We start from the raw sequence: 26507 nt of genomic DNA on the forward strand, positions 1-26507 counted from the left end.
GCAGTACCGGGGGCTGCCGTCACCACACGGCGGCCCCCGCCACAGAACCGACCACCAGGCCCCGTCTCCACCTCCTGGCCGACTCGCAAGCCTCAACTCGCCCTGGATTAACGGGGGCACGCCGTCTCCGCGTCCGTGGACTTGCACTCGTGGCGCCTGGATGAGCCTTGAGAGAAGTCGTCGTCCGGCCCTGGCGCTTCTCTCAGGCCGCGAGTGGGAGGGGGGCGAACGAGCCAGAACTTACTCTGGAGTCAGAAGGGTTGACGGTGTCCTGAAAGCGCTTGACTGTAATGGACATGGCTAATATCCGGGCACGTTTGATCGTTGTCCTGGTTGTCCTCTGTGGATTCCTGGCGGTGGCCGGCACCTCGCCCGCCACCGCTGCCCCCGCCGACTCCCTCTGGTTCGACGGCACCTCCCTCACCGTGCAGAACGGCCGCTTCGTCGACGGTCAGGGCCGTGAGGTCGTCCTGCGCGGCTACAACGTCTCCGGCGAGACCAAGCTGGAGGAGAACAGCGGCCTGCCCTTCGCCTCGGTCGCCGACGCGCAGAAGTCGGCGACCGCGCTGCGCGCCCTCGGCGGCGGAAACGCGGTCCGCTTCCTGCTCTCCTGGGCCCACGCCGAGCCCGTGCGCGGCCAGGTGGACACCGCGTATCTGGCCGCCGCCACCGCACAGATGCGCGTCTTCCTCGACGCCGGCATCCGCGTCTACCCCGACTTCCACCAGGACCTCTACTCCCGCTACCTGTTCAACACGGGCAGCTGGTACACCGGGGACGGTGCCCCCAAGTGGGCCGTGGATCTCGGGAGTTACCCGTCCGAGTCCTGCGGGATCTGCTTCTTCTGGGGCCAGAACATCACCCAGAACTCGGCCGTGACGAAGGCGCAGTACGACTTCTGGCACAACGACTACGGCCTCCAGGACGCCTTCCTGACCACGGCGCAGTCCACGATGGCTTACCTCGCCCAGCACCTGACGGACACCGAGTTTGCGGGTGTCGTCGGCTTCGACCCCTACAACGAGCCGTATGCGGGCACCTACGAGTCGGGCCAGACGTCCCGCATCTGGGAGCGGGACCTGCTGTGGCCCTTCTACCAGAAGTTCCGGGCCCGCATGGACGCGGCCGGCTGGCAGGCCAAGCCCGCCTTCGTCGAGCCGAACCTCTTCTGGAACGCCAACATCGACTCCCAGAAGCAGGAGGGCGGGCTGCTCGACGCGGGCACGCTCGGGTCGCGCTACGTCTTCAACACCCATTTCTACGACCAGAAGGCCATCTCCGGCATCCTGATGTGGGGCAAGGCGGAGGACGGCCAGTACGCGACCGACTTCGGCACCGTCCGCGACCGTGCCTCGGCCGCCGGGACCGCCGCCGTGGTCAGCGAGTTCGGCCACCCCTTGTCCGGGACGGTGTCGGACAAGGCGCCGACCGTGGTGAAGGCGATGTACCAGGCCCTCGACTCCCGCCTCTCCGGGGCGAACTGGTGGTCCACCCCGGCGTCCTCCGGCCCGGTCCTGTCCGGTTCCCAGTGGCAGTGGGACATCTACAACGGACGCCACCACGAGCTGATGAACGGCAATGCCGACAAGGTGCTCACCTCCGGCGACGCCTGGAACGACGAGGATCTCTCCGCCGTGAAGCTCGACGACTCAGGTACGGTGACGCTCCGTCAGGACGCCCGGCTGCTCGACCGGATCTACCCGAGCGCGACCTCCGGCAGCACCGCGGCCTTCACCTACGAGGACCGCTCCCGGGACGGCTCGACCACCCTGACATGGAACCCGGTGCCGAGCTCGCTCCCGAACGTGTCGCGGCTGGTGGGCTCCGGCCAGTACGGCCTCCTGGTATGGCGCTCGGGAAGCGGTACGGCACCCACCGAACTGCATCTGCCCGCGTCCTTCCCGACCGCGTCCACCACGGTCGTCTCCGACCTGGGCACGGCGTACGCGCCCCCGTCGTACACCGCCTCGACCCCGGTCGGCGTGGCCCCCGAACCGGGCGGCACGGGCAGCCGCCGCCTCCTGCTCACGGACAGCGACTCCGGCGTCCTGCACTACGCGCTGGTGACCAACGGGGCGACGTCACCGTCCGCGGACCTGCTGAGCGCGGCCAGGTCCGAGCTGGCGGCCTGGTCGGCGGCGCACTTCTGACAGACGACTGGCCTCCGGGGCGCGTGCGCGTCCCGGAGGCCGGATCACTCCCGTTCACCTCAACTCGACGACGGGCTGGTCCAGTCTTCCTGCACATGCCCCAGCCGGACGCGCTGCGGGTGGTCGCCGACCGCGACGGAGGTGACCTTCTGTCCGGTCGCGAAGTCGATGGCGGTGACCTGGTCGGCTCCGCTCTCGGAGATGATGCAGTCCTTGCCGTCGCCGCTGACCGTGGCCCAGTAGGGCTTGGAGGCGGTGACCAGCGGGCCCTCCTGGAGGGTGGCGCGGTCGACCACCGTGGCGTAGTCGTCCATGGTGCCTGCGACGCACAGCTTGGTGCCCGCCGGGTTCATCGAAATCCCGTGGTGGCGCGAGTCGTTGACCCAGGTGGTGCGGTCTTCGCTGGTCGCCGGGTTCTTCGGCAGGGTCTTCATCCGGGTGATCTTGTCGGTGGCGACGTCGTACTCCAGGAAGCCGTTGAAGAACGACACCTGGAAGTAGAGCTTCGACTCGTCGGGGGAGAAGACCGCGGGGCGGACCGCGTCGGAGAAGTCCTTGAGACCGAAGGCGTCCAGCCGGTCCCGCATGTCGATGATCCTGACCTGCTTGTACGTCGTCGCGTCCACGACCGTGATGTGCCGGTCGCCCTTCGTCCAGTCCCAGGCCGGGTCGTCGAGGGAGGTGTTGACGTCCCCGATGGCCATGTTCCAGATGTACTTGCCGTCCTTGGTGAAGATGTTCTCGTGCGGCTTGTCACCCGTCGCGAACGAGCCGAGCTGCTTGCCGGTGTAGATGTCGAGCACGTGCACGGTGTTCGCGGTGGAGGCGGAGACCGCGACCCGGGTGCCGTCGGGGGAGACGGCCATGTGGTCGGAGCGGTAACCGGACACCGGGAAACGCCAGTTGATCTTCCCGGTCGCCAGGTCGATCGAGACGACGTCGGCGAAGCTCGGCCGGGAGACCACCACCGACTTGCCGTCCGGCGTGGAGTACATGTCGTCCGCGAACTGGTCGTGGCCCTCGCCGACGCCGTTGCGGATGGCCATGAAGTAGATCCACTTGATCGGGTCGGCGTTGATCGCCGCCATCCGGGCGTCCTTGTCCGGGATGACGTTGATCCGGCCTATCTTCGCGAAGTCGCCGGTGGACTTGATGACGTCCGCGGTGCCGTCCCAGTTGTTGCCGACGAACATCACCTCGCGCAGGGAGGCGGCGTCGGACGCGGCGGTGGCCGCGGTCGCGGGAGCGGTGAAGGTCAGGACGAGGGCGGCGGCCACGGAGCAAAGGTGCCTGGGTCTGAAGGCAGGCATGACTGCTCTCTCCTCTGGGTGGGGGTGGGGGTGGGGAAGCGCGTGTCATGACGGGGCGATGAATCTGAACACGCGTGCATTCAGAGTTAACTTACTGAAAAGTAAGGTGGGGTGGCCTTCTCCACAAGACCACGGGCACGACAAAATTGGCCGCAGGCGGGCGAGTTGGGGAAGGGAGGGAAGCGTGGCGGGCAGGCTCAGGGCGCCGACCGGCCGCTATGCGGGAAAGTCCGCTCAGGAGCGGCAGGCGGAACGCCGGCGCCGGTTCCTGGGCGCGGCGCTCCGGCTCTTCGGCGACACCCCGGGTTTCCGGGCCACGACCGTCGCGTCCCTCAGTGAGGCCGCCGGCCTCTCCACCCGCCAGTTCTACGAGGAGTTCCGCACTCTGGAGGACGTCCTCGCGGCGCTGCACCTCCAGGTCAACGACTGGGCCGAGCAGGCCGTGCTGGCCGCGCTCACCGGCGCGGAGGGTCTGCCGCTCCCCGAGCGCGCGGCCGCGATGTTCCGTGCCTACGCGGCGAACGTCACCGCCGACCCGCGCCGTATCCGCATCACCTTCGTCGAGATCATCGGCGTCAGCCCGCGCCTGGAGGAACAACGCCTCGCCCGCCGCGCCCGCTGGGTCGAGCTGATCTGCGCGGAGGCCAAGGCGGCCGCCGCGCGCGGAGAGGCGGCGCCCCGCGACTACCGCATCGCCGCGTCGGCGTTCATCGGCAGCGTCAACGGCCTCCTGCACGACTGGAGCGCCGGCTGGGTGGAGGCGACCCTGGACGAGGTGGTCGACGAACTGGTCCTGCAGTTGCTGGGGATACTGCGGCCGGGGGGCTGGTCGGCGGGGGAATGAGTCCTCCGTACTCCGTCCGCCGGGCCCGTCCGGCGTTCGCGGGCCCAACGGCCCGGTCAGCACGTCGAGTTCACTCCCGTCACATCCGTTGACTTCCCCCTCCTGCGGCTCTACGGTCGGCGCGCGAACCGTTCGGATTGCCGACCCTTGTTCGGAATATCGAAAACACCATCCCTCGAAAAGCTCAGCACCCGCTTTGTGGAGGAGCCGCATGAACCCCCCGCCCCGACGCACCGGCCCACGTCTCCTACGCCGCTGCAGAGCCGCCGCCGTACGCGCCCTGGTCCTCGCCCTGACCGCGACCGCCGCGCTCCTCTTCGCCCAGCCCGGCACGGCACAGGCGGCGACGACCCGTCAGATATCGGTTCCGGCCGCCCCGATGGGCTGGGCCTCCTGGAACAGCTTCGCCTCGAAGATCGACTACAGCGTCATCAAGCAGCAGGTCGACGCGTTCGTCGCCGCCGGACTGCCGGCTGCCGGATACCAGTACGTCAACATCGACGAGGGCTGGTGGCAGGGCACCCGCGACAGCGACGGCAACATCACCGTCGACGCCAGTGAGTGGCCGGGCGGCATGAGCGCCATCGCCGACTACATCCACAGCAAGGGCCTCAAGGCCGGCATCTACACCGACGCCGGTAAGAACGGCTGTGGCTACTACTACCCGACCGGCCGCCCCGCCGCCGCGAACACGGGCAGTGAGGGCCACTACGCCCAGGACATGCTCCAGTTCTCGAAGTGGGGCTTCGACTTCGTGAAGGTCGACTGGTGCGGCGGTGACGCCGAAGGCCTCGACGCGGCGACGACGTACAAGTCGATCAGCTCCGCCGTCAGCTCCGCCGCCGCCACCACCGGGCGCCCGCTCACCCTCTCCGCCTGCAACTGGGGCTACCAGAACCCCTGGAACTGGGCGCCGGGCCTCGCCCCCATGTGGCGGACCAGCACCGACATCATCTACTACGGCAACTCGCCGTCGCAGACGAACATGCTGTCCAACTTCGACCAGGCACAGCACCCGGCCTCCCAGCACACCGGCTACTACAACGACCCCGACATGCTGATGGTCGGCATGTCCGGCTTCACCGCCGCCCAGAACCGCACCCACATGGCCCTGTGGGCGATCTCGGGCGCCCCGCTGCTGGCAGGCAACGACCTGACCAGCATGACGAGCGAGACCGCCGCCATCCTCAAGAACTCCGACGTCGTCGCCGTCGACCAGGACCCGCGCGGCCTCCAGGGCGTCAAGGTCGCCGAGGACACCACCGGTCTCCAGGTCTACGGCAAGGTCCTCTCGGGCACCGGCAACCGTGCCGTCGTCCTGCTCAACCGCACCTCCTCCGCCCAGAACATCACCGTCCGCTGGTCCGACCTCGGCCTGACCAGCGCCTCCGCGACCGTCCGTGACCTGTGGGCCCAGAAGGACCTGGGCTCCTACGCCACGAGCTACACCACCAGTGTCCCGGCGGGCGGCTCCGTGATGCTCAAGGTCAGCGGCGGCACCGAGGCGGCGAGCACGAGTTACAGCGCCACGTCCACCGGCAAGTACACCGCCGTGAGCGCCGCGAGCACCGGCCTGAACGTCGTCGACATCGCCTACACCGACACCGGCTCCACCGCTGTGACCGGCACCCTCCAGGTCAACGGCCAGACCTCCACCACGGTCTCCTTCCCGCCGACCGGCTCCAGTCAGGGCACGGTCTCGGTCCAGGTCAACCTGTCCAAGGGGTCCGTCAACTCCCTCACATTCAGTGGTAGTTCACTGCCCACGCTGGGCGCGGTCACGGTCGCCCCGGTCTCCGGAACCAACGGCAACCTGCTCGTGGGCAAGCAGTCCGGGCGCTGCGCCGACGTCTACAACAACACCATCACCAACGGCACCCAGGCGGAGATCTGGGACTGCAACGGCGGCGGCAACCAGACCTGGACGTACACCTCCCGCAAGGAGTTCGTGCTGTACGGCGACAAGTGCCTCGACGCCTACAACCTCGGAACCACCAATGGCACCAAGGTCGTGATCTGGGACTGCAACGGCCAGAACAACCAGAAGTGGAACGTCAACTCCGACGGCACGATCACCAACGTCAACGCGGGCCTGTGCCTGGACGTCTACAGTGCGGGCACCGCGAACGGCGCCTCACTCGTCCTGTGGACCTGCAACGGCGGCGACAACCAGCAGTGGTCCCGTACCTGACACCGCTGTCTAGGCGGCGGCGAGCACCAGCAGGCTCGTCGCCGCCAGCACCGCACCGCCCAGCACGCACCAGGCCACCAGCCGCTGCCTCAGCGCCCGGTACCTGGCCTCGTACGTGTGCCGCAGTTGCTCGGCGCGTTCGGCGGTGCGCTGCCACGAGACGCGGGCCAGGGCCAGGTACTCCGTCTCGAAGTGCCGCTCAAAATCGTCCCGTTGGCTGTCGGTGAGCCAGCCCAGCCGGGAGGCCGCACGGGCCGCCGCCGCACGGCCCTCCTCCCGTGCGGCGGCGAGCAGCAGATGACCCTCGATCTCCTGGACGAGTGTCCGCTCCTCCCCGGTGCTCATGGCGTGGTCAACTCCCGCTCCGCCGACGGCACCTGCGGATGGTGCAGGTCGAACGCCGGGGATTCACTGCGGATCCGTGGGAGGGTGACGAAGTTGTGGCGCGGCGGCGGGCAGGACGTCGCCCACTCCAGCGAACGGCCGTAACCCCACGGGTCGTCGACCTCGACCTTCTTGCCGTACTTCGCGGTCTTCCAGACGTTGTAGAAGAACGGGAGCAGGGACGAACCCAGCAGGAACGAGAAGATCGTCGAGACCGTGTTCAGCGTCGCGAAACCCTCGACCGCCAGGTAGTCGGGTACACGGCGCAGCATCCCCTGGGTGCCCAGCCAGTGCTGGACCAGGAACGTGCCGTGGAAGCCGATGAACAGCGTCCAGAAGGTGATCTTGCCGAGGCGCTCGTCCAGCATCTTGCCCGTCATCTTCGGCCACCAGAAGTGGAAGCCGGAGAACATCGCGAAGACGACCGTACCGAAGACCACGTAGTGGAAGTGCGCCACGACGAAGTACGTGTCGGAGACGTGGAAGTCGATCGGCGGCTCGGCGAGGAGAACGCCGGTCAGCCCGCCGAAGACGAACGTGACGAGGAAGCCCGTCACCCAGAGCATCGGGGTCTCGAAGGACAGGCTTCCCCGCCACATGGTGCCGATCCAGTTGAAGAACTTCACACCGGTCGGGACCGCGATCAGGAAGGTCATGAAGGAGAAGAAGGGCAGCAGCACACCGCCGGTGACGTACATGTGGTGCGCCCACACGGTCACGGACAGACCGGCGATCGAGATGGTCGCGGCGATCAGACCCATGTAGCCGAACATCGGCTTGCGGGAGAAGACCGGGATGACCTCGGAGATGATGCCGAAGAACGGCAGCGCGATGATGTACACCTCCGGGTGGCCGAAGAACCAGAAGAGGTGTTGCCACAGCAGGGCTCCGCCGTTGGCGGCGTCGAAGACGTGTGCGCCGAACTTGCGGTCCGCCTCCAGGGCGAACAGCGCGGCCGCGAGGACCGGGAAGGCGAGCAGCACCAGGACGGCGGTCAGCAGCACGTTCCACACGAAGATCGGCATGCGGAACATGGTCATGCCCGGGGCACGCATGCAGATGATCGTGGTGATGAAGTTGACCGCGCCGAGGATGGTGCCGAAGCCGGAGAGGGCCAGACCCATGATCCACATGTCGGCGCCGATGCCCGGCGAGCGGACCGCGTCCGACAGGGGAGCGTAGGCGAACCAGCCGAAGTCGGCCGCGCCGTCCGGGGTGAGGAAGCCGCCGACCGCGATGAGCGACCCGAACAGGTAGAGCCAGTAGGCCAGCATGTTCAGCCGCGGGAATGCGACGTCGGGGGCGCCGATCTGGAGCGGCATGATCCAGTTCGCGAAGCCGGCGAACAGCGGTGTGGCGAACATCAGCAGCATGACGGTGCCGTGCATCGTGAACGCCTGGTTGAACTGCTCGTTCGACATGATCTGCAGGCCCGGACGGGCCAGCTCGGCACGCATGAGCAGTGCCATCACGCCACCGAGGCAGAAGAACCCGAACGCCGTGAGCAGATAGAGCGTTCCGATGGTCTTGTGGTCGGTGGTCGTCAGCCATTGGACGGCCTTGACGTGTTTGATCCTCTTCACGTCCCGCCTGTGTCCGCGTCGGCCCCACGTGTCACACTCGGACGACGCGACGAGAATCACGAAAAAGGGTGTGACGATCCGGAGGGTGCCGGACACGAACGGAACATGAGCAACGACGAGATCTTCGCCGCTGCCTATCGCGAGCACTACTGGGCGGTCAGCCGCTATGTCGCGCGGCGACTGGACGGGCGGACCAGTGAGGTCGAGGAAGTGGTGGCGGAGGCGTTCACGGTGGCCTGGCGGCGCCGGGCGGACCTGCCGCCGTCACCGCTGCCCTGGCTGTACGGCGTGGCACGCAACTGCCTGGCGAACGCGGTACGCGGTTATGGACGCCGGCGCAGGCTGGTGGACCGGCTGGGCAACGACGAGAGCGCGCACGGGCGGCAGATCGTGGACAGCCCCGACGCCGAGGGGCCCGGCGCCTGGGTGCACGACGCGCTCGCCCGGCTCTCCCCGGCGGACCAGGAAGTGCTGCGCCTGACGGCGTGGGAGGAGCTCGGCGTCGACGAGGTCGCCGTCGTCCTCGGCTGCGGCAGCCGGGCGGCCGCGATGCGACTGCACCGCGCCCGCCGACGGCTGAAGGCCGAGATCGACCGCATGCGCCCCGCCCCCGCCGTCGACGCGACGCTCGCGAAGGAACACCGCCATGGCTGACGAACTCGGACTCCTGCGCAGCGCCAACCCGGTGCCGGCCGACGGTGCCCACTACGGTGACGGGCCGCTGGACCATCACGCCGAGCGGCACCTCAACCGCCTGCTGCACGACCCGCACTCCGGTCGCGGCCGCCGGCATTCCCGGCTGATGTGGGGCCTCGCGGCCACTGCCGTCGTCGTCGCGACCTCCCTGACCGTGCTGCTCAGCGGCCCCGGCAGCGCCCCCGCCGTTGCCGCACCCCGCCCGCTGACCGTGCGGGCCCACTCCACTCCCGTACCCCTGAAGCAGCTGGCCGAGCTGGCCGAGGTGACCGCGACGGACGGCGACCCGGAACTCCGCAAGGGCACACACGTGCAGTCCTGGAGCCTGAGCATGAGCGACCACACGGCACCGGTCACCCTCCCCGAGGAACGCGTGGTGCGCTGGAACGCGGACGACAGCCACACGGAACTCGTCGTGGCGACCGACCCGCGCCACCCGGGCCGTCCGGTCCTCACCGACGAGGGCGGCGAGCCGCGCACGGTCGAGGACGGCCACGTTCTGAGCCGGCAGACGTATCCGCCGAGCTGGAGCGACGCCCCGCCGGTGGCACGGCCCCCGCACGACGCCGCACGGCTGCGCGCCTACCTGAAGGAGGCGGTCCGCACCGACTCCTCGCTCACGACGCCCGAACTCCTCGACGCCGTCGAGGAGTTGCTGGACAACTGGACACTCGGCGCCCGTGAGTCGGCGGCGCTCGCCCGGCTCCTGGCGGACGTCGGGGGACTGCGGCCCGTCGGACAGGTCACGGACCGGCTCGGCAGGACCGGTCAGGCGTACGTGTACGACGCGAAGGGCAGCCGCCGGATGCTCGTCCTGGACCCGGCCACCGGCGCCGTCCTCGGACTGGAGACCACGTTCACCGAGGACGAGCCCGAGTACGGCGTGAAGACCGGCGACGTCATGGAGTACAGCGCCTGGATGCGCTGATGTACGGAGTACGGCGCCTGGACGCGCTGATCCATGGAGTACGGCGCCTGAATGCGCTGATCACACGCAGGGCGGTCAGGACTCGTCCGCCGGCGGCGGCGTCGTGGGATCAGCCCCGGCCAGGAAGCCGGTGGCCTGGGCGTGGAGCCGGCCGGCGCCGATCGCCTCCGCCCAGCGGGCGATCTCCGTCGCCAGCGCCCGGGCCCCGGCCTCGTCACCCGCGTCGCGTGCCAGCATCGCGAGCAGCATCTGCTGGGAGAGAGTGCCGGGCACCGTGCCCGCGCGGGCACCCAGCGCGGTGGCCCGGCGCCAGCGGTCCAGGGCGCGGTCGTGGTTGCCGGTGTCGTGGTCGTGGCCACCGAGGTGCCGCAGCGCCTCGCGGGCCAGCAGGTCGTCGGGGCCCGCCTCCCCGGCACGCAGGGCGGCCGCATAGTGGGCGGGGGCGGCGGCCTGGTCGGCGAAGTGGTTGTCGGTGATCAGACCGAGGTACATCGAGGCCCAGCCCCGGCGTCCCTCGTCCGGGGCGGTCTCGTGGAGTTCGCGTGCCCGGTCGAGCAGCGCGGCGAGGGCCTCCGGATCCTTGCCCGCCGGGCCGAGCGACAGCGTGCCGTCGACGAGCAGCAGCCGGCCGTAGGTGTGCCGCAGCCGGAGGAGGTCCACGTCCCAGTCGCCGTCCGGGAACTCCTTCTCCGCCTCCGTGATGCGCTCCGCCGCGGTGTCCGTACCGGCGAACCAGTCCCGCTCCAGGGCCACTTCGGCGGCGTCCCGGGCGATCCGCGCGCGGGCCGAGGGCTCAGTGGACGCGGCCGAGTCCAGCAGGCGGAAGGCCCGCTCCCACCGGCCGGCGATCCGCAACTCCCTTGCCGCTGCCAGGAGTTCGTCGAGGTTCAGGACCGCGCTGAGGGTACTTGGGGCATGTGTCATGCCGGGCAAGGTAGTTAGGGAGAAAATCATCCACAAGAAAACTACTGCGGGAGGCAGTGAATGGGGGACTCGATCGACCGGATGGTGGCCGTCTGGGCCAAGGAGCTGGACTGGCTGGACCCGGTCAAGGAGGCGATCGTCGGCCGGTTGGCGATCCTGGCCCGGCACACCGCACAGGCGCGCCGGGACGCGCTGGACTCCGGCGGGCTGAAGTACGGGCAGTTCAAAGTGCTGTTGGTGCTGCGCAGGTCGGGACCGCCGTACGAGGCGAGCCCGTCACAGCTGGCCGACCTGCTCGGGCTGACCCGTGGTGCGCTGTCGGCGCGGCTCGCCCCGGCCGAGGAGGCCGGGCTGATCACCCGTACCCATGAGACGGGCGACCGCAGACGGGTGAGGGTGCGGCTCACCGCCGCCGGTCATGCCGCGTTCGAAGCGCACGCGGTGTCGGAGGACGCGGGTGAGGGCGCGCTGCTCGCAGCACTGACCGAAGAAGAGCGGCGGACACTAGCCGATTTGCTGCGGAAGCTGGTCGTGGCAGCAGAGTCCGCGGCCGACGCGCCTGCCCCAGCGCTGCCCGGGCCGAGAAGGTCCAGGTCAGCCGCGAAGTGACCTGGACCGACGCGATCCTTCTCGTTACTCGTCCCATGCCTGGATCATGATCTGTTCGGTGATCTTGCCGTCGCGCAGCGTGATCATCGACTCGGCGAGTACCCGGACGCCGTCCCCGTACTCGCAGGACTCGCTGAAGGCGGCGTGGTCGCCCTGGATGATGCACTGCTCCAGCTTGTGCGTCATGTCGCGGCTGTAGACGTCGTCGAGCATCTCGGCTATCGCGGGCCGGCCGTGCAGGATCCTGGGCTGGCTGGGCTGGCTGTCGCGGTCGATGATGCGGATCTCCGCGTCGTCCGCGTAGAGCGCCAGAAGGGTGTTCCCCGTGGTTCCTTCTATGCCCCGGCGCAGTGTCTCGGTGTCGAAGGTGGAGCCTGTCGCGCTGCCCATGGTGACCTCCTTCGAGGGCCCGCGGCCCGAAGAGGGCGGGCCGTGAGGACCCCTCCTACGAGCCTGCTCCGCCCGGGCGGCCTCGGCAAGCGCAGCCGGGGCGGTCCGCCTGTCGGGTGAGCGCGGGCCGGTGCCCGTGTCCGCGCGGGCCCCGGCACGTTGCTCAGAGCATGATCTCAACACGACGTATCGTCGCCGCCATCGGTCTCGCCGTGGGCGTCACGGGACTCGCCGCGCCGATGGCGAACGCGGCCGACGCGGGCGCACAGAACACCGGGAAGCTCAACCCGGTCGCCATGCTCGACTCGCTCGCCGAAAGCGGCATCCCGGCGGAGCACAAGGGAGAGCTCCCGCGGGTCTCCGAGCAGTTGAACTCCCTGAACCGCGTCAACGACCTCAACCAGCTGCACCAGGTCACCGACCTGGTCGCCCCGGTGACCGGACTGCTGCCCGCCGTCCAGTAGCGGGCGCCGCGTCGCACCCCCCCGGCCGAAGGACGCGGTCAGCCCGCGGTCGCGAGGAACTGCGTCGCCGCCAGCTCCGCGTACAGCGGGTCGGAGGCCACCAGCTCCCGGTGCGTGCCCACCGCGCGCACCCGGCCCGCGTCCATGACGACGATCCGGTCGGCCATCGTCACCGTGGACAGCCGGTGCGCGACCACGAGGACGGTGGTCGACCGCGCGACGTCGGCGACCGTGTCGCGCAGTGCCGCCTCGTTCACCGCGTCCAGCTGCGAGGTCGCCTCGTCCAGGAGCAGCAGCCGGGGGCGGCGCAGCAGGGCGCGGGCGATGGCGACGCGCTGGCGTTCACCGCCCGACAGCTTGGTCCCGCGGTGCCCGACCAGCGTGTCCAGGCCCAGCGGCAGCTTGGCGACCAGGTCGTCGAGCCGGGTCGTCTTCACCACCCGCGCCACGGAGTCGTCGTCCGCCTCGGGATTGCCCAGGAGCAGGTTGTCCCTGAGCGACCCCGACAGCACCGGCGCGTCCTGCTCCACGTACCCGATGGCCGAGCGCGGCCGGGGCAGCTCCCAGTCCGCCAGGCTCCGGCCGTCGAGCGTGATGCCGCCGGATTCGGGGTCGTAGAACCGTTCGATGAGGGAGAACACCGTCGTCTTGCCCGCGCCCGACGGGCCCACGAACGCCGTCATGCCGCGCGCCGGTATCGCGAAGCTGACCCCGTGGTGGACGTACGGCAGGTCGTCCGCGTACCGGAAGCGGACGTCCGTGAAGGCGAGGGAGGCGGGTTCGGCGCCCGCGGAGGGCAACGGGGCCGGTTCGGAGGCCGGTTCGGCGGGCAGCCGCAGTGCCTCCTGGATGCGGGCGAGCGCCCCGGCGCCGGTCTGGTACTGCGTGATCGCGCCCACGACGTCCTGGATCGGCGCCATCAGGTAGAAGACGTACAGCAGGAACGCCACCAGCGTCCCGATGCCGATCGCCCCGGTAGCCACCCGCGCCCCGCCGACGGCGAGGACGGTGATGAAGGCGATCTGCATCGCCAGTCCCGCCGTGTTGCCCGCCGCGGCCGACCACTTGGCGGCGCGCACGCTCTGCCGCCACGACTCCTCGGCGGCCGCGTGCAGCGTCCGCTCCTCGCGGTGCTCGGCGCCCGAGGCCTTCACCGTGCGCAGCGCGCCGAGGATCCGCTCCAGCGAGGCGCCCATCGCGCCGACCGCGTCCTGTGCCTGCCGGCTCGCCCGGTTGATGCGCGGCACGATCGCGCCGAGCACCGTGCCCGCGCCGGCGATCACCGCCAGGGTGACCCCGAGGAGCACGGGATCGACCACGGCCATCATCACGACCGTGGCGACGAGCGTGAGCCCGCCCGTGCCCAGGGCGACCAGCGAGTCGGTGGTGACCTCGCGCAGCAGGGTCGTGTCCGAGGTGATCCGGGCCATCAGGTCGCCCGGCTCACTGCGGTCCACGGCCGCGATCCGCAGCCGCAGCAGATACGAGGACAGGGAGCGCCGCGCGCCGAGCACCACCGACTCGGCGGTGCGGCGCAGCACGTACGAACCCAGCGCCCCCAGCGCCGCGTTGGCCACGACCAGACCCGCCATCGCGAGCAACGGCCCGGTGATGGACCGGTCGTGCGCCAGGTCGTCGATCAGCCCGCGCGCCACCAGCGGCAGCAGCAACCCGGTCGCCCCGGTGACGAGCGAGAGCAGCGCGCCCGCCAACAGGGCCCACCTGTGGGGTCGTACGTATCCGAGGAGGAGCCGCCAGGCGGGCGGCTCGTTCTCGTGGTCCGTCGCTGCTTCGCTCACGGTGCTCCCTGTCCGGAGTCGGGTGAAGCACTCAGGCTACGTCGGTCGCCTCCGCGGAGGACGTGGCGGCCCCACGCCCCGCCAGCCGCGCCAGTGTCGCGTCGAGGTCGGCCGGGCGCGGGCGGTTGTGCGGCAGCTTCGCGAGCAGGGCGGCCATGCCGCAGGTGTTGGTGAGCGCGGAGAAGACCAGTCCGCCCGCGACGCCGGCCGAGAGCAGCAGCCAGGCCGGGTGGAGCTGTCCGAGACCCAGGCCCGCCAGGACGACGGTGCCCGCGGTCAGCCGTACCTGGCGTTCCATGGACCAGGAGGCCCGTGTGCCCGGTGCCGGGCGGTGCAGCTCGTGGCCGCGCCCGGCCCAGCCGTTCGTGCCGCCGGTCAGGGTCATGGCCCGCACACCGTGTTCGGCGAGGATGTCCTGGGCGTTCTCCGCGCGGGCGCCCGAGGCGCACACCAGGAGCAGCTCGCCGCGCGCCCCGCGCACCGCGGGAAGGGCGCGACGCAGCTGGTCCAGGGGGATGTTGAGCGCGCCGGGCAGGTGCCCGGAGGCGTACTCGCCCGGCGTCCGTACGTCGATGACGGTCAGCTCGGGCAGGCGACCGAGGGCCTGGCCGGGGTCGAGGGTGAGGGGAGTGCTCATGGTGAGTGCGATCCTTCCTGGAAGCGGGTGAGGAACCGGAAACCCCAGGGGCGGGTAAAATACCCCTGAGGGTATGTGAAGGAGTTGGCTGTGGAGCTGCAGTTCGAAGGTGATGAGCTCAAGTCGGTGCTGAACCGGCTGCGCCGGGCGCAGGGGCAGATCTCCGGGGTGATCAAGATGATCGAGGAGGGGCGCGACTGCGAGGACGTGGTCACTCAGCTCGCCGCGGCCTCGCGTGCCCTGGACCGGGCCGGGTTCGCGATCATCGCGACCGGGCTGCAGCAGTGCCTGATCGACGCCGACGGCAACCGGTCGGACGGTGAGACGACGGAGCAGATGAAGGCCCGGCTGGAGAAGCTGTTCCTGTCACTTGCCTAGCGTTCGTCAGAGGACCGCGTCGGCCAGCATGAGGGCGGCCACCGCGAGCAGCGCGTAGGCGAAGACCCGCTGGAGCGAGCCCGCGGACAGCCGGCTCGCCAGCCTCTTGCCGTCCCACGCCCCGAGCACCGCGGCCGCCGCGAACGGGCCCACGGCGGACCAGTCGACACTCATGGCGGAGCCCGTCCGTGCGGCCAGGGCGGTCGCCGAGTTGAGGGTGATGACCAGCAGGCTCGTGCCGACCGCGGCGCGCATGCGCAGGCCGACGACGTTCACGAGGGCCGGTACGGCGAGAAAGCCGCCGCCCACGCCCAGAACGCCGGTGACCGCGCCAAGGCCCGCGCCCACCCCGGCAACCCGGGAGGTCCGCGCGGGTGCGCCGGGCCCCTCGGCGGCGGACGGGCGCAGCATGCGCAGCGCGGCCAGCGCCGCGAGCACCGCGAACGCCCCGGTGAGCAGTGCGGCCGGCAGATCCCGGGAGACCGCGCCGCCGACCGCCGCGGGCACCAGCCCCGCCGCCGCGAACAGCGCCCCGGCCCGCCATCGCACGGTCCCCTCACGGGCGTGCGCACCGAGCGCGGTGGCCGAGGTGACGGTGACGACGACCAGGCTGGCCGTGGTGGCCGCGGCCGGCGTGAACCCGAGCAGATAGATCAACGCGGGCACGGCCAGCACACTGCCACCGCCCCCGAGCGCGCCGAGCGCGAGCCCGGTGACGGCCCCGGCGCCCAGCGCGAGGAACAGGACGCTCACGTGCGAGGCCCCCGGCGGCCGGGACACGCCTGCGACGGTGAGGTGTCACCGGGTACGGCGGACGCGGGCCCGGGGCCGGATGCCCCGGGCAGGTCACTCGTCGCCGCCAGGTGGTGATCCTCGATCACCGGCAGCCCCTCCGCGACCCATGCCCGCAGTCCCCCGACGACGTCCACCGCGTCCTCGCCCCGCGCGGTGAGCAGGGCCACTGCCTCGCGGGAGCGCTTGCCGGAGCGGCATATGGTGACGATCGGGCGGTTCCGGGCGGCATCGGGGAGGGGTGCTCCGGCCGTCAGCGCCGACAGTGGGGCGTGGAGGGCGCCCGGGGCGTGCCCGGTCTCCCATTCGGCGTCCTCCCGGACGTCCAGCAGCACCGCTTCCGCGGTCACGAGCTCCTGGGCCTCGGCCGGAGTGAGCCGCGCCATGGGCAGCCCGGACTCGCGCGCCGCGCCGAACCCGTCGTCGACGGCGACGACGTCACGTCCGGCGGCGTCCAGGACCGAGGCGGCGACGGCGGCCCGCATGCCTCCGGCGCAGTGCACCCACACGGTGCCGTCCGGTATCTCCGCCAGCCGTTCGCGCAGCCGGTGGAGCGGGATGTGCAGCGAACCCCGGATGTGTCCGGCCCGCCGCTCCGAGTCCCGCCGTACGTCCAGCACCACGATCCCCTCGCGGTCCTGCCGGGCTAGTGCGGCGAAGGTGCCGCGAGGAAAGGCCCGCGGCCGCTCGCCCGGACGTATCCACGCCTCGGGCGATCCGGTGGCGGCCGCGGCCGGCCGGTCCACGCCGACCCGGGCCAGTTCCCGCTGGGCGGCCGCGAGCTGGGCGGCCGACGCGGCGAGCAGCGTGACCGGCCTGCCCCACGGCAGCAGCCAGGCCAGATAGGTGGCGAGCTGCCCCTCCGCCTCGAAGTTGAACGCCCCGGCGACATGCCCCTCGGCGAACGCGACCCGGCTGCGCAGATCCACCACCCACTCCCCGGCGGCCAGCCGGGCGGCGATTTCGTCGGCGTCCGCCAGGCGGGGCGGGGTGAGGTCGACGGGGGAGGGGCCCTCGGCATTGGCCGGGCCCATGTGCGCGTAGTACGCCGGTATGTCGTCCAGCCCGGCGAGCAGGTCGGCGACGAACGTGTCCGCGTCCTTGACCAGCGCCTCGTTGGCGGTGCGCTCCCGGCCGATCGTCGACTCCGTCACGTCGCCCGCGGCGTCGCCGGCGGAGCAGAAGCTGCCGAAGCCGTGCGTGGGCAGCACCGCGGTCTCGTCAGGGAGCTCGGCGGCCAGCCGGTGCGCCGAGTCGTACTGGGCCCGCGCCAGCTCGCCGGTCAGCCGGGGCTCCACCAGGTCGGGCCGCCCGACCGTGCCGATCAGCAGCGAACCGCCGGTGAAGACGGCCACCGACCGGCCGGCGTCCTCCAGCACGTACGAGGTGTGGTGCGGGGTGTGCCCGGGCGTGGCCAGGGCGCGCAGCGCCAGCCCGCCCCCGATCTCCAGGCGGTCCCCGTCCGCCACCGGCACCCGTTCGTAGGCGACCCGCGCCCCGGCGGGCACGACGTACGCCGCACCGGTGACCCGGGCGAGTTCCAGACCGCCGGACACATAGTCGTTGTGCACATGTGTCTCGACGACATGTGTCAGGCGCACGCCCCGCCGGGCGGCGGCCGCGATCACCCGGTCGATGTCCCGGGGCGGATCCACCGCCACGGCGCCGTGCGCCCCGCCCGCCAGATAGCCGCGATTGCCCAGTCCCGCCACGTCGATGGTGTCGACGAAGTACACGGCAGCACTCCTCTCCTCGGTGATCCCGGCCGGTCAAATTACCCCCGGGGGTATATGGCCACCGTAGCAGAGGTACCCCCGGGGGTATGTGACGCGTGTGGCGGGAAAGATCCACGACGGCCGTCGCGCTCCGTGCCGTTACCGATCAGTCGCGCGTAGGGTCGAAGGACAGGCACGACGATGGAAGGGGCCAGGCCATGGCGCAGGAAGTACGCGGCGTGATCGCACCGGGCAGGAACGAACCGGTCCGGGTGGAGACGATCGTGGTGCCGGATCCCGGGCCCGGAGAGGCCGTCGTACGTGTCCAGGCCTGCGGGGTCTGTCATACCGACCTGCACTACAAGCAGGGCGGGATCAACGACGAGTTCCCCTTCCTGCTGGGGCATGAGGCGGCCGGCGTCGTGGAGTCGGTCGGCGAGGGCGTCACCGACGTGGCGCCCGGGGACTTCGTGATCCTCAACTGGCGTGCCGTGTGCGGCCAGTGCCGGGCCTGTCTGCGCGGCCGGCCCTGGTACTGCTTCAACACCCACAACGCGAAGCAGAAGATGACCCTCACCGACGGCACCGAGCTGTCCCCGGCACTGGGTATCGGCGCGTTCGCCGAGAAGACGCTGGTCGCGGCGGGGCAGTGCACCAAGGTGGACCCGGCCGTCTCCCCGGCGGTGGCGGGGCTGCTGGGCTGCGGCGTGATGGCCGGCCTCGGTGCCGCGATCAACACCGGCAACGTCGGGCGCGGCGACAGCGTGGCGGTCATCGGCTGCGGCGGAGTCGGTGACGCGGCGATCGCGGGGTCGCGACTGGCGGGCGCGGCGAGGATCATCGCGGTCGACATCGACGACCGGAAACTGGAGAAGGCGCGCGCCATGGGCGCCACCCACACGGTCAACTCCAAGGAGACCGATCCGGTCGAGGCGATCCGTGAGCTGACCGGCGGCTTCGGCGCCGACGTCGTCATCGAGGCGGTCGGCCGCCCGGAGACGTACAAGCAGGCCTTCTACGCCCGCGATCTCGCCGGGACGGTCGTGCTGGTCGGCGTGCCGACCCCGGAGATGAAGCTGGAACTGCCGCTGCTGGACGTCTTCGGGCGCGGCGGGTCGCTGAAGTCGTCCTGGTACGGCGACTGCCTGCCCTCCCGTGACTTCCCCATGCTGATCGACCTGCACCTCCAGGGCCGCCTGGACCTGGAGGCCTTCGTGACGGAGACCATCGCCCTCGACGAGGTCGAGAAGGCCTTCGAGCGCATGCACCACGGCGACGTCCTGCGCTCGGTGGTGGTGCTGTGATGACCACGCGCATCGAACGCCTCGTCACCTCCGGGCAGTTCACGCTCGACGGCGGCACCTGGGACGTGGAGAACAACGTGTGGATCGTCGGCGACGAGCGCGAGGTCATCGTCATCGACGCGGCCCACGACGCGGAGGCCATCGCCGAGGCCGTCGCCGACCGCCGGCTGACCGCCATCGTGTGCACCCACGCCCACAACGACCACATCGACGCGGCGCCCGCCCTCGCCGACCTGACCGGTGCCACGATCTGGCTCCACCCCGACGACCTGCCGCTGTGGAAGCTCACCCACCCGGACCGGGAGCCCGACGCGCATCTGGCCGACGGGCAGGTCATCGAGGCGCCCGGCCTCGACCTGACGGTGCTGCACACCCCCGGCCACTCACTGGGCGCCGTATGTCTGTACGAGCCGGGCCTGGCCACCGTCTTCACCGGCGACACCCTCTTCAAGGGCGGCCCCGGCGCCACCGGCCGCACGTACTCGCACTTCCCGACGATCATCGAGTCGATCCGTGACCGCCTCCTCACCCTCCCGCCCGAGACCAAGGTCCTGACCGGCCACGGCGACTCGACGACGATCGGCGCCGAGGCCCCGCAGCTGGAGGAGTGGATCGCCCGGGGTCACTGAGGGCCGACGGTAAAGGTGACAGAGGATGTCCGGCTTTCCCGTGACCCTGGACAGGGGCCCGCGCGGCGCCACCGCCGTCGCGCTGCCCCCCGGCTGGCTGCGCTCGGAGATCATGCTCGACCACTTCGGCGTCACCGAGGACAACTGGCGGGACGCCCTCGACCGCGTCCCGCACTTCGCCATCTCGGAGTCCCCGCGCTTCGTCGGCCGGGCCGTCACCGCCCTCGCCGCCGACCCCCGCGTCGCCCGCTGGAACGGGTAGTCCCTGTCCAGCGGCGGACTCGCCCGGGCGTAGGGCTTCACGGACCTGGACGGCAGCCGCCCCGACGCGTGGCGGTACCTCGTCGAGGTGCAGGACGAGGGGAAACCGGCGGACGTGACCGGCTACCGCTGACTCACGGCCGGGGGCAGCGGCCAGCGCGCCGAGTGACCGGGCGGCAGCGCCAGATCCTCCCGTACGGCAGCGTAGTAGCCCTCACGGCCGGCGCGCTGCCGCTCCAGCAGAGCCTGCCACGCCCGTGGGTCCCGCCGCTCCTCCCGCAGGAACCGTTCCATCTCCATCGCCGTCACGACCCATTCCCGTGCCTTCTCCACCACCGCCGGGCTCCCCAGCAGGATCAGCGCCTCCCCGGAGGGATCCCGGGCGATGGCCGCCTCGGCCAGCAGCGGCTTCGCCTCCTCGGGCGTCAGGGGATGCGGGTGCGGGTCGATGCCGAAGTGGGCGGCCAGCCGGTACGTCAGCGTGACCGACGTCTTCAGCGTCCGCGCGTAGTCGGCGTACACCGCGAACCTCCGCTCCTCCCAGCGCGCCGCCTGCTCGCGCCGGAACCGGGCCTGATCGCCCCTGACGACCGCCAGATACGAACCGAGGGCACCGATCACGACGCCGATGAGGGCGGGCAGTTGCTGTATGAACGCGGACATGTGCGCACGCTATCTGTCCCGTTGATCGTCCCGGCCGTACGGTCGCACTCATGACCGGACTCACGCGCTTTCAGGGACACGGAGTACTCGTGACGGGCGCCGCCCGCGGCATCGGCGCTGCCGTCGCCCGGCGGCTGGCCGAGGAGGGCGCACGGGTGCTGGCGACCGACCGGGACCTGCCCGAGGCGGAGCAGACGGCGGCCGCGCTGCGTGAACAGGGGCTCGCGGTGGAGGCGTTCGCGTGCGACGTGGCCGACCGGGGCTCCGTGGAGGCGGCCGTCGCCCATACCGTCGGGACCTTCGGCTCGCTCGACGTGCTCGTCAACAGCGCCGCGCACTGCACCCCGGACGTCCCCCTTTTCGAGGACCAGCTGGACGACGCCTGGGCCCGCGACCTCGACGTCACCCTCACCGGCGTCCACCGCTGCTGCCGCGCCGCCCTCCCGCACCTCGCCGCCTCCGGCCGGGGCGCAGTCGTCAGCATCGGCTCCGTCAACGCCCAGATGGACTTCGGCAACCACGCCTACAGCGCTGCCAAGGCCGGACTCGGCTCCCTGACCCGCACCCTCGCCGGACATGCGGCGGCCCGCGGTGTCCGGGTCAACCTGGTGGAGCCGGGCACGGTCCGCACCTCGGCCTGGGAGGGACGGGACGACGACCTTGACGCCCTCCGCGTGCTCTACCCCCTCGGCCGTGTCGGCGAGCCCGAGGACATCGCCGCCGCCGTCGCCTTCCTCGCCTCCCGCGACGCCGCCTGGGTCACCGGCACGACCCTCCGCGTCGACGGCGGACTCACCGCCGTGCACAGCGGATTCCACGCGGCGCGGCGGCCGTTCCGGGAGGTCTGAGAGGTCACGGAGCCGTCGATGCCGCCGCGAGCACGTCCAGCACCCGCCGCGTGTCGGCCTCGGTGGTACGCCAGTTGCTGAACGCCGCCCGCAGTCCGGGCACCCCGTCGTACACCGTCGGCGTCATGAACGCCTGCCCGGAGGCGGCGACCGCCCGCGCCAGGGCGTCCACCCGCTCCTGCGTGGGATCCCCGGCGAGCGTGAAGCAGACCACGTTGAGCCGGACCGGAGCCAGCAGCCGCAGCCCCGGCAGGGCGGCGATGCCCTCGCCCAGGCTCCGGGCCAGGGCGATGTTCCGTTCGACGATCTCGCGGTGGCCGTCGCTGCCGTACGCGACGAGGGAGAACCAGGCCGGAAGGGCACGCAGCCGCCGGGAGTTCTCCGGGGTCAGGTGCAGGAAGTCCGGCTCGCCGACCGGCAGGCCCAGATACGGCGACGCGTTGTGGAACACCGCCACCTGCAGGTCCCGGCGGCGGGTGAACTGGACGGCCGCGTCGTAGGGGACGTTGAGCCACTTGTGCAGGTCCACGCAGACCGAGTCGGCCGCGTCGAGCCCGTCCACGAGATGCGCGTGCGCGGGGGAGAGGGCGGCGAAGGCGCCGAACGCGGCGTCCACGTGCAGCCAGAAGTCGTGCCGCTCCTTCAGGGCCGCGATCGCCCGCAGATCGTCGAAGTCGACGGTGTTCACGGTGCCCGCGTTGGCCACGACGAGCGCGGGCCGGCCGGCCGACTCCGCCAGCGCCGCGTCGAGGGCGGCCACGTCGACGGCCTCCCTGTTGCCCGGCAGCAGCGGCACCTGCCGCAGCCGGTCCCGCCCGATGCCCAGCACCGACAGCGCCTTCGTCACGCTGGAGTGCGGGCTGCCGGAGAGCACGTCGACCGGTCCGAGCGCGGCCGCGCCCTCCCGGGAGACGCTCACGCCGAGCCGCTCGCCCAGCCACTCGCGGCCGATCGCCAGACCCACCGTGTTGGACACGGTCGCCCCCGTCACGAACGCCCCGCTGTGCTCCTCGCCCAGCCCGAACAGCTCACGCAGCCAGGCCACCGTCTCGCGCTCGAGGGCCGCCGCCCAGGAACCCCCCGCGCCGGACAGGTTCTGGTCGTACGCGGAGGTCAGCCAGTCTCCGGCGACCGACGCCGGTGTCGCGCCGCCGGTGACGAAGCCGAGGTAGCGCGGCCCCGCCGAGCCGGAGAAGCCCGGCGCCCACCGCTCGCCGAACCGTGCCAGGGCACCCTCGGCGCCCGCGCCGCCGTCCGGGAGGGGAGCGCGTCCGGGTGCCTGCCCGAGCCGGGCGACCGGGCGCTCGGCCAGGCCGGACACTTCGGCCGCGGCGAAGTCGCGGGCGGACTGCAGGAGTTCGGGAAGCCGGGAGAGGTCGTCGGCGAGTGTGGGGTGCATGAACCGCAGCGTACGGCCGTGGCGGCGTCCGGGACTTGGTCCACTTACGGGAAACTGGACCAATGGAGACGGGCTTCGTCGCCGCGCTCGGCGCCTGGCGCACGCAGGAGGGACCCCTTTCCCGGTCCCTGTCCACAGCCGTACGGGAGGCGGTGGCCGACGGCCGCCTGCCGGCCGGCACCCGGCTGCCGTCGGAACGGGAACTCGCCCGCGCCCTGCGGATCAGCCGCGGCACCGTAGTGACCGCGCTGACCCTGCTGCGGGACGACGGCTGGCTGCACACCCGGCACGGCAGCGGCAGCGTCGTACGCCTGCCCGCCCGCCTCACCGAACGCACCACCCCCTGGTCCCTCGACCGGGGCGGAGCGTCCGGCGCCGACCTCGACCTCACCCTCGCCGTCACGGCCGCGCCCCACGAGGCCTACCTCGCCGCCCTCGCCCGCGCCGCCGAGCGCAGCGCGGCCCTGCTCGTCGACTCCGGCGTCGCCACGGCGGGACTGCCGCGCCTGCGCGAACTCCTCGCCGACCGCTACACGCGCTCGGGCCTGGCGACCCGCCCCGAGCAGATCCTGGTCACCTCGGGCGCCCAAGCCGCACTCACCCTGCTCCTGGACCACCTCCACACCGACCGCAGGGCACCGGTGGCGGTGGAGAGCCCGGCCTACCCGGGCGCCCTGGCCGTCCTGCGCGGACGCCGGGCCCGGCTGCTGCCCGTGCCCGTCGCGGCGGACACCGGCTGGGACACCGAGCGCCTGGCCGACGCCGTACGACGCGGACGCCCCCGGCTCGCCTACCTCGTCCCGGACTTCCACAACCCGACCGGCGCGCACATGGACGGGCCCACACGCCGCGCCCTCGCCGAACTCGCCGACCGGCACGAGCTGACGCTCCTCGCCGACGAGACGATGCGTGACCTCGACCTCAGGACGCCGCCCGGCACCGAGCCCCATCTGTCCGGGCGGCACGTGATCCAGATCGGCTCGGCGAGCAAGACCCTCTGGAGCGGACTGCGCGTCGGCTGGATCCGGGCGGGCGCGGATCTCGTACGACAGCTGCGGCGCAACCCGCTCCAGGCCCAGCTCTCCCCGCCGCCCCTGGAACAGCTGATCGCCACCGAGCTGCTCGGCGACGGACTGGCGGCCCTGCTCGCCGACCGCCGGGAGCGGCTGCGCGCCCAGCGCGACCACCTGACCTCGCTGCTGGCGGCGACCGGATGGACGTACGCCGTCCCGGACGGCGGCCTGACGGTGTGGCTGCGCCTCCCCGGGCCCGTGTCCGCGAGCGGCCTGGCGGCCAGGGCGGCCCGTCACGGCCTGGCGGTCACCCCCGGCCCGCTCTTCGCCGCGGACCGCACGACCCTGAGCCGCCACCTGCGGCTGCCCTTCACCGCGACACCGGACACGCTCACGCGGGCGGTCCGCATCCTGCGGGAGTGCGCCGCGACCGAAGGGGAGCGGGACCGCGCGGCCCAAGGGTGAAAAACTTCACCGTTCCGTCACAACCCGGACGCCCCGTGCAACCGGTAGCGTCACCCACTGGTCTAGACGACAAAGACCACAACCATCGCGAAAGGTGATCACCCACCATGGGGGACATACGCAGACGGGGCGCCATCGCGCTCGGCATCACGGGACTGGTGGCACCGCTCACACTCGCACTCACCACGGCACCCGCCCAGGCGGCCGCGAGCTGCACCACGCAGGCCGGGCCGTACCAGAAGCAGGTGGAGAAGTTCCTCGGCCGCCCGGTCGACGGGAAGCAGTCCGCCGCCGACTGCAAGGCCATCCGGGCCTTCCAGAACAAGCACGGCATCACGCCCGCCGTCGGCTACGCGGGTTCCGTCACCTGGGGCGTGATGGACCTCATGAACAAGCAGAAGGCCGTCGGGAACGACCCCAACAAGGACGGCACGTGCCCGGTGAACAAGGGCCGCATCGCCTGCGTGAACCTCACCCTCCAGCTGAGCTGGGTCCAGGACGGCGACAAGCTGGTCTACGGGCCGGTTCCGGTCCGTACCGGGCGCGACGGGTTCGAGACCCGCACCGGCCTGAAGAAGATCTACTGGCGTGACAAGGACCACGTCTCGCACGAGTACAACGTGCCCATGCCGTACAGCCAGTTCTTCGACGGCGGCCAGGCCTTCCACTCGGTCAACCTCAGCATGTGGAACCCGCCCGGGTCGCACGGCTGCGTGAACATGACCAGCAAGGACGCCAAGAAGTACTGGTCGCTGCTGAAGACGGGCGACGACGTCTTCGTGTACGGCCGCAAGCCGGGCACCTGAGCGCGGCAGGCCCCGGCCGACGGCAGTGCGGAAACGTCACACCTGAGGGGCGTCACCGAAGTCGGGGATCTCCAGCCGAGTCCCGCCCTGGCGCGCGGACTCATGGGCGATGATCCCCGGCAGCGTGTAGCGGGCCGCGACCCAGGCGTTCACGGACGGCAGGGTGCGGGTCTCGACCGCGGTCACGAAGTCGTCGACCAGGAAGTGGTGACTGCCCTCGTGTCCGTTGTGCAGGCGGTCGAACTCCCGGGGCAGCCGTGACCGGTCGTGCACCGGCGCCGAACCCGAGGTGAACGCCGCCCGCAGCTCCGGCGCGATGTGCTGGAGGGACGGGTCGTCGGGGGGCAGGGTGGGCTTGGGCTCCAGCAGCTCGGAGATGTCCTTCACCCCGTTCTTGTCCTGCCACAGGGCCACCGTCGCCAGCTGCTCCATGCTCGCCTCCGTACCGAAGAACCGGAAGCGGGACTCGCGGATGTGGGACGGGTAGCCCACCCGCCGGAACTCGTTCGTGCGGAACGATCCGCCGCCCGCCACGGCGAACAGCGCGGTCGCGTTGGAGACGTCGTTGCCGAACTGGCTGATGTCCTGGTCGAACACCCCGTCCCCGCGCTCGTCGCGCACACCGATCGCGGAGACGCTCACCGCGTGCGTTTGCCAGGCGCCGAGCACCCCGCCCACGGAGTGCGTCGGGTAGAGCAGCGGGGGATAGCTGGCGGTCGCCTTCCAGTTGTCGCCGCCGCTGTAGCGGTACGCGTCGTAGAAGCCGAGGTCCATGTCGTGGACGTAGTCGCCCTCGGCGTAGAAGATGCGCCCGAAGGCGCCGTGGGCGATCTGGTTGCGGGCGTGCACGGTCGCCGGGTTGTACTGGCTGGTCTCGCCCATCATGTACGTCAGTCCCGTCGACCGGACCGCGTCGATGATCGCGCCGATCTCCTCCGTGCTGATCGCCATGGGGACCGCGGAGTAGACGTGCTTGCCGGCGCCGAGTCCCTGGACGACGAGCGGGCCGTGTGTCCAGCGCTGGGTGAAGATCGCGACCGCGTCGACCGCGGGCGACCGAAGCATCGCTTCGTACGAGGGGAAGGTGCCGGTCAGGCCCTCGGCGGTGGCCAGCCGCTCCGCGCGTTCCGGCAGGAGGTCCGTCACGTACACCTCGCGCACGCCCGGATGGGCGAGGAAGAGCTTGGCGAACTGACCGGAGAACTGACCGGCTCCGACGATGCCGAGTGAGAATGTCATGGCTACTTACTTTTGCCGTTGAACAATCCAGTAGTCAATAGTCGCGTCGATGCCCGTCGATATCTCTTCTTGCGCCTATGCTGTTC

The 26507-nt window shown here is 71.2% G+C and carries 25 protein-coding genes and 1 pseudogene; 14 read left to right on the forward strand and 12 right to left on the reverse strand.

The window, feature by feature from the left end; translation table 11 throughout:
- The first annotated feature begins 290 nt into the window (after positions 1-290).
- Complete coding sequence (locus tag ACIPSA_RS20025; RefSeq protein ID WP_402636715.1) at positions 291-2150, forward strand: endoglycosylceramidase; 1860 nt, start codon at positions 291-293, stop codon at positions 2148-2150.
- A 59-nt stretch (positions 2151-2209) separates the two neighbouring features.
- Here ACIPSA_RS20025 and ACIPSA_RS20030 read toward each other — a convergent pair whose 3' ends face one another.
- Positions 2210-3460: a YncE family protein gene (locus ACIPSA_RS20030; protein ID WP_402636517.1), complete on the reverse strand. Its 1251-nt coding sequence runs from the start codon at positions 3458-3460 to the stop codon at positions 2210-2212.
- 184 nt (positions 3461-3644) lie between these two features.
- On the opposite strand from ACIPSA_RS20030, the gene ACIPSA_RS20035 reads away from it, so the two are divergent.
- Together ACIPSA_RS20035 and ACIPSA_RS20040 are read left to right on the forward strand one after the other, a co-directional pair.
- The gene (locus tag ACIPSA_RS20035; protein WP_402636520.1) at positions 3645-4304 is read left to right on the forward strand and encodes a TetR/AcrR family transcriptional regulator; all 660 of its coding nucleotides are present in this window, start codon (positions 3645-3647) and stop codon (positions 4302-4304) included.
- A 211-nt stretch (positions 4305-4515) separates the two neighbouring features.
- Complete coding sequence (locus ACIPSA_RS20040) at positions 4516-6495, forward strand: RICIN domain-containing protein (RefSeq protein WP_402636523.1); 1980 nt, start codon at positions 4516-4518, stop codon at positions 6493-6495.
- A gap of 9 nt (positions 6496-6504) precedes the next feature.
- On the opposite strand, the gene ACIPSA_RS20045 is transcribed toward ACIPSA_RS20040, so the two are convergent.
- Both ACIPSA_RS20045 and ctaD read right to left on the reverse strand, forming a co-directional pair.
- Entirely contained in the window at positions 6505-6840 is a 336-nt protein-coding gene (locus ACIPSA_RS20045) for a hypothetical protein (protein ID WP_402636526.1), read from the reverse strand.
- Positions 6837-8462, reverse strand: a complete 1626-nt coding sequence (gene ctaD, locus ACIPSA_RS20050) for a cytochrome c oxidase subunit I (RefSeq protein WP_402636529.1) — start codon at positions 8460-8462, stop codon at positions 6837-6839. Before ctaD ends, ACIPSA_RS20045 begins: the two co-directional genes overlap by 4 nt.
- 105 nt (positions 8463-8567) lie before the next feature.
- Between ctaD and ACIPSA_RS20055 the strand changes: the two genes are divergently transcribed.
- Positions 8568-9116: an RNA polymerase sigma factor gene (locus ACIPSA_RS20055; protein WP_402636532.1), complete on the forward strand. Its 549-nt coding sequence runs from the start codon at positions 8568-8570 to the stop codon at positions 9114-9116.
- A complete protein-coding gene (locus ACIPSA_RS20060; RefSeq protein ID WP_402636535.1) occupies positions 9109-10086 on the forward strand; it encodes a CU044_5270 family protein in 978 nt (325 codons plus the stop codon). Before ACIPSA_RS20055 ends, ACIPSA_RS20060 begins: the two co-directional genes overlap by 8 nt.
- Before the next feature lie 75 nt (positions 10087-10161).
- Here the strand turns inward: ACIPSA_RS20060 and ACIPSA_RS20065 are convergent, their stop codons facing one another.
- Positions 10162-11010, reverse strand: coding sequence for a hypothetical protein (locus tag ACIPSA_RS20065; RefSeq protein ID WP_402636538.1), 849 nt, complete (start codon positions 11008-11010; stop codon positions 10162-10164).
- 60 nt (positions 11011-11070) lie between these two features.
- Here ACIPSA_RS20065 and ACIPSA_RS20070 point away from each other — a divergent pair, with 60 nt between their 5' ends.
- Entirely contained in the window at positions 11071-11619 is a 549-nt protein-coding gene (locus tag ACIPSA_RS20070; RefSeq protein WP_402636541.1) for a MarR family winged helix-turn-helix transcriptional regulator, read from the forward strand.
- A gap of 24 nt (positions 11620-11643) precedes the next feature.
- Here ACIPSA_RS20070 and ACIPSA_RS20075 read toward each other — a convergent pair whose 3' ends face one another.
- Positions 11644-12009: a nuclear transport factor 2 family protein gene (locus ACIPSA_RS20075; protein WP_402636544.1), complete on the reverse strand. Its 366-nt coding sequence runs from the start codon at positions 12007-12009 to the stop codon at positions 11644-11646.
- A gap of 170 nt (positions 12010-12179) precedes the next feature.
- Between ACIPSA_RS20075 and ACIPSA_RS20080 the strand changes: the two genes are divergently transcribed.
- Positions 12180-12473, forward strand: a complete 294-nt coding sequence (locus ACIPSA_RS20080) for a hypothetical protein (RefSeq protein ID WP_402636547.1) — start codon at positions 12180-12182, stop codon at positions 12471-12473.
- A 38-nt stretch (positions 12474-12511) separates the two neighbouring features.
- Here the strand turns inward: ACIPSA_RS20080 and ACIPSA_RS20085 are convergent, their stop codons facing one another.
- Both ACIPSA_RS20085 and ACIPSA_RS20090 read right to left on the reverse strand, forming a co-directional pair.
- Positions 12512-14272, reverse strand: coding sequence for an ABC transporter ATP-binding protein (locus ACIPSA_RS20085; RefSeq protein WP_402636550.1), 1761 nt, complete (start codon positions 14270-14272; stop codon positions 12512-12514).
- A 31-nt stretch (positions 14273-14303) separates the two neighbouring features.
- A complete protein-coding gene (locus tag ACIPSA_RS20090) occupies positions 14304-14909 on the reverse strand; it encodes a rhodanese-like domain-containing protein (RefSeq protein WP_402636553.1) in 606 nt (201 codons plus the stop codon).
- Between the two features lie 90 nt (positions 14910-14999).
- On the opposite strand from ACIPSA_RS20090, the gene ACIPSA_RS20095 reads away from it, so the two are divergent.
- Positions 15000-15287, forward strand: coding sequence for a metal-sensitive transcriptional regulator (locus ACIPSA_RS20095; RefSeq protein ID WP_316754609.1), 288 nt, complete (start codon positions 15000-15002; stop codon positions 15285-15287).
- 6 nt (positions 15288-15293) lie between these two features.
- On the opposite strand, the gene ACIPSA_RS20100 is transcribed toward ACIPSA_RS20095, so the two are convergent.
- Both ACIPSA_RS20100 and ACIPSA_RS20105 read right to left on the reverse strand, forming a co-directional pair.
- Positions 15294-16040, reverse strand: a complete 747-nt coding sequence (locus tag ACIPSA_RS20100; RefSeq protein WP_402636557.1) for a sulfite exporter TauE/SafE family protein — start codon at positions 16038-16040, stop codon at positions 15294-15296.
- Positions 16037-17815: a rhodanese-like domain-containing protein gene (locus tag ACIPSA_RS20105; RefSeq protein ID WP_402636560.1), complete on the reverse strand. Its 1779-nt coding sequence runs from the start codon at positions 17813-17815 to the stop codon at positions 16037-16039. Before ACIPSA_RS20105 ends, ACIPSA_RS20100 begins: the two co-directional genes overlap by 4 nt.
- A gap of 197 nt (positions 17816-18012) precedes the next feature.
- Here ACIPSA_RS20105 and ACIPSA_RS20110 point away from each other — a divergent pair, with 197 nt between their 5' ends.
- From ACIPSA_RS20110 to ACIPSA_RS20120, 3 genes and pseudogenes are all read left to right on the forward strand, one after another.
- The gene (locus ACIPSA_RS20110) at positions 18013-19098 is read left to right on the forward strand and encodes an S-(hydroxymethyl)mycothiol dehydrogenase (protein ID WP_402636563.1); all 1086 of its coding nucleotides are present in this window, start codon (positions 18013-18015) and stop codon (positions 19096-19098) included.
- Entirely contained in the window at positions 19098-19727 is a 630-nt protein-coding gene (locus ACIPSA_RS20115; RefSeq protein WP_402636566.1) for an MBL fold metallo-hydrolase, read from the forward strand. The genes ACIPSA_RS20110 and ACIPSA_RS20115 overlap by 1 nt, the downstream gene beginning before the upstream one ends.
- Before the next feature lie 52 nt (positions 19728-19779).
- Positions 19780-20121, forward strand: a pseudogene (locus ACIPSA_RS20120) (short-chain dehydrogenase); the annotation flags it as partial.
- On the opposite strand, the gene ACIPSA_RS20125 reads toward ACIPSA_RS20120, so the two are convergent.
- Positions 20112-20651 carry a hypothetical protein gene (locus ACIPSA_RS20125; protein WP_402636569.1) on the reverse strand — a complete coding sequence of 180 codons (540 nt, stop codon included), beginning with the start codon at positions 20649-20651 and terminating at the stop codon, positions 20112-20114. The pseudogene ACIPSA_RS20120 and the gene ACIPSA_RS20125 overlap by 10 nt on opposite strands.
- A gap of 50 nt (positions 20652-20701) precedes the next feature.
- On the opposite strand from ACIPSA_RS20125, the gene ACIPSA_RS20130 reads away from it, so the two are divergent.
- The gene (locus ACIPSA_RS20130; protein WP_402636572.1) at positions 20702-21499 is read left to right on the forward strand and encodes an SDR family NAD(P)-dependent oxidoreductase; all 798 of its coding nucleotides are present in this window, start codon (positions 20702-20704) and stop codon (positions 21497-21499) included.
- 4 nt (positions 21500-21503) lie between these two features.
- On the opposite strand, the gene ACIPSA_RS20135 is transcribed toward ACIPSA_RS20130, so the two are convergent.
- Complete coding sequence (locus ACIPSA_RS20135) at positions 21504-22898, reverse strand: pyridoxal phosphate-dependent decarboxylase family protein (protein WP_402636575.1); 1395 nt, start codon at positions 22896-22898, stop codon at positions 21504-21506.
- 62 nt (positions 22899-22960) lie between these two features.
- Here ACIPSA_RS20135 and ACIPSA_RS20140 point away from each other — a divergent pair, with 62 nt between their 5' ends.
- Both ACIPSA_RS20140 and ACIPSA_RS20145 read left to right on the forward strand, forming a co-directional pair.
- Positions 22961-24376 (forward strand): PLP-dependent aminotransferase family protein, encoded by a 1416-nt coding sequence (locus ACIPSA_RS20140; RefSeq protein WP_402636578.1) that lies wholly within the window; start codon positions 22961-22963, stop codon positions 24374-24376.
- A 107-nt stretch (positions 24377-24483) separates the two neighbouring features.
- Positions 24484-25182 (forward strand): L,D-transpeptidase family protein, encoded by a 699-nt coding sequence (locus ACIPSA_RS20145; RefSeq protein WP_402636581.1) that lies wholly within the window; start codon positions 24484-24486, stop codon positions 25180-25182.
- A gap of 36 nt (positions 25183-25218) precedes the next feature.
- On the opposite strand, the gene ACIPSA_RS20150 is transcribed toward ACIPSA_RS20145, so the two are convergent.
- Positions 25219-26421, reverse strand: a complete 1203-nt coding sequence (locus tag ACIPSA_RS20150; RefSeq protein WP_402636584.1) for a Gfo/Idh/MocA family protein — start codon at positions 26419-26421, stop codon at positions 25219-25221.
- Between the last annotated feature and the right edge of the window lie 86 nt (positions 26422-26507).

This window comes from Streptomyces sp. NPDC086549 (genome assembly GCF_044746205.1).
In the GTDB taxonomy this organism is placed as follows: domain Bacteria; phylum Actinomycetota; class Actinomycetes; order Streptomycetales; family Streptomycetaceae; genus Streptomyces.